Origin of the sequence: Mycoplasma sp. 480, from assembly GCF_051353065.1 — a bacterium.
Lineage (GTDB): Bacteria > Bacillota_I > Bacilli_A > Mycoplasmatales > Metamycoplasmataceae > Mesomycoplasma_A.
This window is the reverse complement of sequence record NZ_CP195722.1, coordinates 995,184-1,002,506: the sequence shown is the minus strand read 5'-3', so window position 1 is coordinate 1,002,506 and position 7,323 is coordinate 995,184. Positions and strand designations below refer to the sequence as shown.

The window sequence follows — 7,323 nt, the reverse complement described above, 5'->3', positions numbered from 1 at the left end:
ATAAATAATTTTAGAAATAACAAGATTGCCACATTTTTAAAACCTAAATAAAGGCAAAAAAAATATGATTTAACATATAAAATAATAAAAAAATTTCTTTTTTTCTTTTACAAAAAAAGTTGTGAAAAAAAGTTTTTTTATTTCCTTTTTAATCTTTATTTTGTTATAATTTTAATATTTAATTAAAATACATAAAAAATGTATCTTTTTATTTAAAAAAACTTTAAGGAGAGCATATGAAAAGAACTTATCAACCAAATAAAAGAAAACATGCTAAAACACATGGATTCAGAGCAAGAATGTCAACAGTTGGTGGAAGAAAAGTTTTAGCTTCAAGAAGAGCTAAAGGAAGAATGAGATTAACTGTTTCAGATTCAAATAAATAATTATGAAAAAAGAAAATAGACTTAAGAAAAATTGAGAATTTCAAGAAGTAATAAGTTTAAAACAACAAATTATCACAAAAAACTTAATTTTATATTATAAAAAACATAAAAATTTTCAAATTGGTATTTCTGTTCCAAAAAAATTTGCAATTGCTGTAGAAAGAAATTTTTTTAGACGTCAAATTAAAGCGATAATTTCAAATAAAGTGAATTTTATTGATTTACCTTTTCAAAATGTTTTAATATTAAGAAAAAGTTTTTTATCTTTACCTTTTTTAGAAAAAGAAAAGGAAGTAATAAAAATATATGAGAGGTTAAGAAGTGGAAAAGAATAAGCAAAAACCAAAATCTTATGACTTCTTCACCGGTAATAATAATTCTGAAAAGAAAAATATTTGAAGAAAAATTTGAAAATGATTTAAAGTTTTAATTTATATATTTATTTTCGGAGTTACTTTAACTGGTTGTATTCAATCATTCGCAATTAAAACTTCATCACATGCAGGGTCTGGGGTGGAATTCTATAATTCAAAAGAAGGAATTGCTCCAAATGCTGTAGTTTTTGAAAAACAAACCAATAAAGAAGGAAAAGAAGTTTTAAATATCAAAAAAAATAACGACAACTTTTACGTTTCTAACCAAGATAAGGAAAGAAAAGATGTTATTGAAGCTTTAAAAAAACAAGCTAAAGGTAGTTATGGACAATGAGGTAATTACAATACTTTAATAGTTTATCAAAGTGATAAACCAGTTGAAGGGCAAAGTAGTTATCAATATCCAAAGGGAGATAATGGAGAATTATTATACTTCAATTCCACAACTGAAAACTACAATCAAAAATTTAATGATTGAAAAGAAATAAAATTATTAAGAGAGTTTAAGGATAATATAAAATTAACTCACAATGCAAAATATGTAAATGAAAAAGATCCTTTTATTTATTCATATTTTGAAACGGTTAAAGATTATATTGTTCCAAATGAAGATTTTATAGAAAATAATAATAAATTTGCAAGAGATGTAATTCATTATTTAAATAATCAACTTGTAAATTTTGACAAATATAATAATAACAAATTAGAAAACGCTATTAAAGAAATAGAAGAAAAAGGTACTGGTGCTTCTGAACAATCAATATCATTAGTTAATGATTATTCAGCAAACTTGCGTGAAATTTTAAAAGCAACACATTATACAAAGATTGGTGATGGAATTGTTGCTTTTGAACCAGGAACTGCAAAAAATGCATCAGATTTATTATCATATAAAGGGGCAGAACCTCAAAAAATAATTGTTACTTGAGGTGATGCTTGACAGCTTGGTCCTTTCTATGGATTATTTATATGACCGATGTCTAAATTAATGGCTGCTCTATTGGATTCTATGTCATTAGAAGGACTTCAAGGATGACCTGCTATTATCACTATAATAATTGCTGTTATTCTTACTAAATTACTTTCATTTGCATTTAGATTTAAAACTTTATTTAGTCAATCTAAACAACAAGAAGTGCAAGCTAAAAAAGCAAAAATTGATGCTAAATATGCACCTCATAAAGGTAATAAGCAAATGGAAGCAAGACAAAGACAAGAGATTGCAGAATTATATAAAAAGAATAATATAAGTCCTGCTGCTCAATTCCAAGCGTTACTTATAACAATGCCTATATTTGTTGCGATGTGAAGAATATTACAAGGATTACCGGGTATTAAAGCAACAACGTGATTAGGAATAAACCTTGCATCGACTTCTTATCAAGAATTATTTGCAGGACAATGGATTTACTTACCAATCCTTTTATTTACTGTTATAATTCAATTATTCCAACAGATTCTACCAAGAATTTTAAACAGAAAACAAAACAAACGACTTATCAATGCAGCAGAGTCGCAAGCGTTGAAAAAACAGCAAAAAACTCAAAATTACACTATGATTTTATTTGTTGTATTTGGAGTTATTTTCCAAGCATCCTTACAAGTTTATTGAATAGTTGGAGGGGTGTGAGAAATAGGACAAATTCTTTTTGTTCACTACTTCCAAAGAACTAAAGTATTCAAAGAAAAAGTTCGTCCTTGAATTAATAAACCAAAGAAAATTTAATAAGGTAGCAATACCTTATTTTTTCTTAATTAAAAAAACGTTTTCGCCACAATATAGGGCAAAAACGGAATTTTATTTTAAAAAAGATATGTGCTTTTATTAATTACATTTTAATTTTCAAGTACCATCATTTAGTCTTTCAAAATCACTAGTAACAGTTAATAATCTGTATAACTCACCACGTTTTTTTTGTAAAACTAATTCTTTTTCTTCGTGTGTAAATTCACCTTTTTCAAATCATTTTTTTTGAAGTTTATTTTTTACAAAAGTAAAGATATCTTCAAATTGCATATAGCTTTTTGTTGATAAAACTTCTACTGATAAACTGATCATTGTGTCCATTTCTTGCTCCTTATTTTTTATTTTTTCTCATTTTGCATTTTTTATAAAAAAATTACATTTTCCTACACTTTTCTTTAATTTATAATCTCAAACATAGTCAATACAACCTCAACCGATGTATTTTTGTATTAATTTCTTACCACAAATTATACATTGTTTATAGTCAAATATACATTTATTTAAAAAATATTTTCTTTTTCATTCTTTTAATTCTTTATCTTCTCTATTGTTTACAATGGCATTTTCAAGTCTTTCTTTTGCATTAATCAACTCTTCAAACACTAGAGTTTTATTATAAACTTCAAAAGTTATTATGCAATCTTTGAGTGCTCTGTGAATGCCTTGATTATCTACTGAAAATAAATTTGACAGAAAATTTAAAGAATAAGAATCTGTATTAAAGAAAACTTTATTAAATGATTGAAAGTAAAAACCAATATCTATCATTTTGTTAGGAAATTTTTCTAATTCACGAGATTTATAAGATTTTTTTATTGTACGGAAATCATAATGCATTCCATTAAAAGCATAAAGATTTAAATTCTCAATAAAAATTTTAAATTCGTTTAAAACCTTTATTGCATCTTCACCTTTTTCCTTTATTTCTTGGTTAGAAATATTATTGTATCAACTTATAAAGTTATTTACAAAATCAGGTGGTTGTTTAATTATTTTGGAAAATGTATCAATAATTTTGTTGTTTTTAACTTTGATAGCACCAATTTCAAGTAGAGTGCCAACATCATCACAACCTTCTAAATCAAAAATAACATAGCTATCTTTAAATAGATTTGGTAGTTTTTTGGATTTAAGAATATCTAAACGTTTTTCTTCAAATATTTGTTTATTTAAAGTTTCCATTACATTCTTTCTGGGGTAGAAACACCAATAAGTTTTAGTCCAGTTTCTAGAACAATCTTAACAGCTTTAGAAAGTGCTAATAAACTCTCTTCATTATCAGAATTTAAAATTTTAGAATTTGAATAAAAAGAGTTAAAGTCTTTAGCTAATTTAATTAAATATTCGGGCAGTAAGTGAATTTTGTAGTTACTGCTAATTTTTTTAATTAAATCTGGAAAATCTTTTAAAGTATTAACTAATTTAATTTCATTTTCATTATTAAAGCTTGAAGCTAATACTTCTTTATTATTTGCTTTACTAATTAATTGATTTGCTCTAGCATAGGCATATTGAATCATAAATACAGGGTTTTTTTGACTACTTTCTAATGCAAGTTCAACATCAAAGTCTAATCCTGAATTTTCTGTTCTATCAATCATAAAGAATCTTACTGCATCTTTACCAACCAATTCAATCAATTCTCTTGCTGTAAAGGTAATTCCTTTTCTTTTGGACATTTTTAATTCTTGTCCATTTTTCATTAATCTAACAATTTGACAAGTTAAAACTTTTAACTGTTTTTGAGAATCAAATCCTAATTGATCGATTGCAATTTCCATTCTTTTTATATAACCAATATGATCAGCACCTCAAATATTAATTAATTTGGTAACTCCATCATTTCTTGTTAATTTATCATTATGATACGCGATATCTGGTAAAAAGTAGGTAAAAGAACCGTCTTTTTTGATAAGAACTCTGTCTTTATCATCTCCGTATTTTGTAGTTTTTAATCAAAGCGCTCCATCATGTTTATAAGTGTTTTTTAATTTCTCTAAAGCAAGTTTGATTTTGCCATCTTTATAAAGAGTTTTTTCACTAAAAAAGTTGTCAAACTTAATTCCAAAAAGACTTAAATCCCTTTTAATTTGACCGAGCATTATGGAAGTTGATGCTCTCTTAAAAAAATCTCTAGTTTCTAAATCATTAATAGAACTATTTACGTATTTATCTTTATAGTGTTTTATGATTACGTGAGCAGCTCATTTTATATCACTACCTTTATAATAATCTTCTTTAAATTCTACTTTTTTACCAAAGTGCTGTAAGTATCTTGCAAAAACAGATTCAGCAAGTAGATCAATTTGATTTCCAGCATCATTAATATAATATTCTTTTATAACTTTGTTACCAGCAAATTCTAAAATATTAGCTAATGTTGCACCAATTGCAGCCCCCCTTGCGTGCCCAAGGTGTAAAAAACCAGTAGGATTTACAGAAACAAATTCTAAGTTAATAAATTGATTTTCTTTTTGTTTTCCGTAATTTTGATTTAATTTTAAAATATTATTTATTTCTTCTACATAAATATTATTTTTTACGAAAAAATTAATAAATCCAGGTTTTGCTACTTCTATTTTAGAAATAGAATATTTTTCTTTGTTTATTTTGGAAACAATTAAATCAGCAATCTCTAAAGGATTTTTATTTAGATCTGATTTAAGAGTCATTGCTAAGTTTGTTGAATAATCACCAAATCCCTTGGATTCAGTTAATATAATATTTTTTTCAATTTTTAAATCATTTAAAACGTCTTTTAAAGATTGAATAATTTGTTCTTTTGTATTCATTCTATTTACCTACTACTACTGAAGCAGGTTTGATTACTCTATCATAAAGTTTATAACCATTGCTTTTAACACTAATAATTTTATCTTTTAGTTGTTGGTTACTTTCAAGTTCAAAAACTTCGTGGATTTCTGGATTATAACTTTCACCAACAGAAGGTTCAATTTTTGTAATACCAAAATCTGCAAAAATTAATTCAATTTGTTTTAATAACATTGAAAAACCTTTAACATAGTTTTGAACTGCAGAGTTATCTTGTTTTTCTCCTGCTTTAATTGCTAATTCAAAGTTTTTTAATGGAATTAAGAATGATTCAAAGAATTTTTGAATTCCATATTTTTTTATATTAGTTAGTTCTAGTTCATATTTAGAAGATGTTTCATCTTTATGTTTTTGAATTTCTTCTTTTGCTTTTTGTTGAAGTTCAATTGCTTTTTGTTTTAATTCTTCGTTATTTTTATCTAATTCTAGTTTGAGTTTAGCAATTTCTAATTCTAAAAGAGAGGTTTTAATTTTGGTTTTTTCTTGTACAGAAACAGAGTCATCTTTTTTATTATTGTAATTTCTTTTATATCTAAAATTTCTTTTTGTTCTTTTGTGTTTAACGTTTTCAGTATTATTGTCTTTTGATTCAACTTTTTCTTGTTGTTTTTTAATATCTTTTTCCATTTCTCTCCTTAAAGTAATATAAAGTTATATTTCTTTTTTGAGAAATTTTTCCAATAGATTAAGTGCTGCTAAAACTTTAGAATAATCTAATCTTGTAGTTGGAGCTACAACACTAATTTCTTTATTTATATTCTCGTTTTCAAGTTTTTTAGAAATAAAAACAGCTTCTTGTGATTCAATTTGAATTTTTATGTTTTTTTCTTCATCCAATTTATTTTCAATAGTTTCTCAAATTGATTTTTTTTCTATTAAATCTAAAATTTCACTTAATTTTTCTCTCGATATATCTCTAGATAAAATTAAATTATTTTTATTATAAATTTTTGATTCAAATTCATTTTTAAAATTAAAAATATTTTGCATAAAGGTTTTTAAAACATTATCTAAGTTTTTTATTTCTTTAGCCAATATTGGAACTAAAATTTCTACAATTTTTTGGATTTCATTTAACGCCACATTAATTAATCTTTCTTTGAAAATCCTTATAGCTATTTTTATGTCTTCTTTTTCTACTTCATTTGAAAAAGAAACTATTTTGTTTTCTACTTTTCCTGTTGAAGTTACTAATACAATAACTCCCATAAAGTTATCAATTGCAGTGAATTGAATAGATCTTAATCTTTCAGATCCTAAGGGTTCTGATGTTATAACGGTAATACCGACAAATTCTGATATTAATTTTGCTGCTTCTTCAAGTGTTTTGTCAATAGATATTCTTCTTTTAGCAAAAATATCGTTTAGTTTTTGCTCTAGATCTGCATCGGTTTGTGAAGTTAAATTTTTAGCATAATATTCATATGCTTTTAAAGTAGGAATTCTCCCACTGGAAACATGAGATTTTTCAAGAAAACCATCTTTTTCAAGTTCAGCCATTATGCTTCTTATTGAAGAAGAAGAAGCATTAATTTTATATTTTTCTTTTAGTGATTCTGAACCGATTGGTTCCCCTGTTTCAATGTAACTTTCAATTATAAATTTTAAGTAAGATTTCTTTTTAGCGGCGCTCTTATGTTCCATAATAAAAATTATATTCTAATTTCTTTTTTTTACAAACTTTTATTAAGGATTTTTATTAAAACAGAAATAATTTGTCACCCCAATTACCAATATAAAATGTCACTTTTTATAATTATATGTTAATTGAATGATATCATAAATTATCAATTGTATAAATTTAATCATTTTACTTACAACATCATTTTTTTATTATAGAAGAGGGACATTTTGATTGATAATTTATAAAAAAATAATGTAAAAATTTAGTAAGTAAAATGTAATTAATTGGAGTATTCAAAAAACGTTTTACCGTATAAACAGGGACATAAATTTGGGACACCAAATTTATGTTTTTATTTAA

Annotated in this window: 7 protein-coding genes; 3 read left to right on the top strand and 4 right to left on the bottom strand. The window is 24.9% G+C overall.

Annotated features, from left to right (window positions below):
* Positions 1-236: 236 nt before the first annotated feature.
* From rpmH to yidC, 3 genes are read left to right on the top strand one after another with little or no spacing between them, the layout of a single operon-like run.
* On the top strand, positions 237-386 hold the full coding sequence (gene rpmH, locus ACR34G_RS04245) for a 50S ribosomal protein L34 (RefSeq protein WP_436358736.1): 150 nt from the start codon (positions 237-239) through the stop codon (positions 384-386).
* Positions 387-388: 2 nt separating this feature from the next.
* Entirely contained in the window at positions 389-721 is a 333-nt protein-coding gene (gene rnpA, locus ACR34G_RS04240) for a ribonuclease P protein component (protein WP_436358735.1), read from the top strand.
* Entirely contained in the window at positions 708-2,486 is a 1,779-nt protein-coding gene (yidC, locus tag ACR34G_RS04235) for a membrane protein insertase YidC (protein WP_436358734.1), read from the top strand. The genes rnpA and yidC overlap by 14 nt, the downstream gene beginning before the upstream one ends.
* Positions 2,487-2,585: 99 nt before the next feature.
* Here the strand turns inward: yidC and ACR34G_RS04230 are convergent, their stop codons facing one another.
* Genes ACR34G_RS04230 through hrcA form a run of 4 tightly spaced genes read right to left on the bottom strand, consistent with a single transcriptional unit; the run spans position 2,586 to position 6,983 of the window.
* Positions 2,586-3,689, bottom strand: a complete 1,104-nt coding sequence (locus tag ACR34G_RS04230) for a 3'-5' exonuclease (protein WP_436358733.1) — start codon at positions 3,687-3,689, stop codon at positions 2,586-2,588.
* Positions 3,689-5,299, bottom strand: coding sequence for an arginine--tRNA ligase (argS, locus tag ACR34G_RS04225; RefSeq protein WP_436358732.1), 1,611 nt, complete (start codon positions 5,297-5,299; stop codon positions 3,689-3,691). The genes ACR34G_RS04230 and argS overlap by 1 nt, the downstream gene beginning before the upstream one ends.
* A 1-nt stretch (position 5,300) precedes the next feature.
* Positions 5,301-5,966 carry a nucleotide exchange factor GrpE gene (locus ACR34G_RS04220; RefSeq protein WP_436358731.1) on the bottom strand — a complete coding sequence of 222 codons (666 nt, stop codon included), beginning with the start codon at positions 5,964-5,966 and terminating at the stop codon, positions 5,301-5,303.
* A 24-nt stretch (positions 5,967-5,990) separates the two neighbouring features.
* A complete protein-coding gene (gene hrcA / locus ACR34G_RS04215) occupies positions 5,991-6,983 on the bottom strand; it encodes a heat-inducible transcriptional repressor HrcA (protein ID WP_436358730.1) in 993 nt (330 codons plus the stop codon).
* Between the last annotated feature and the right edge of the window lie 340 nt (positions 6,984-7,323).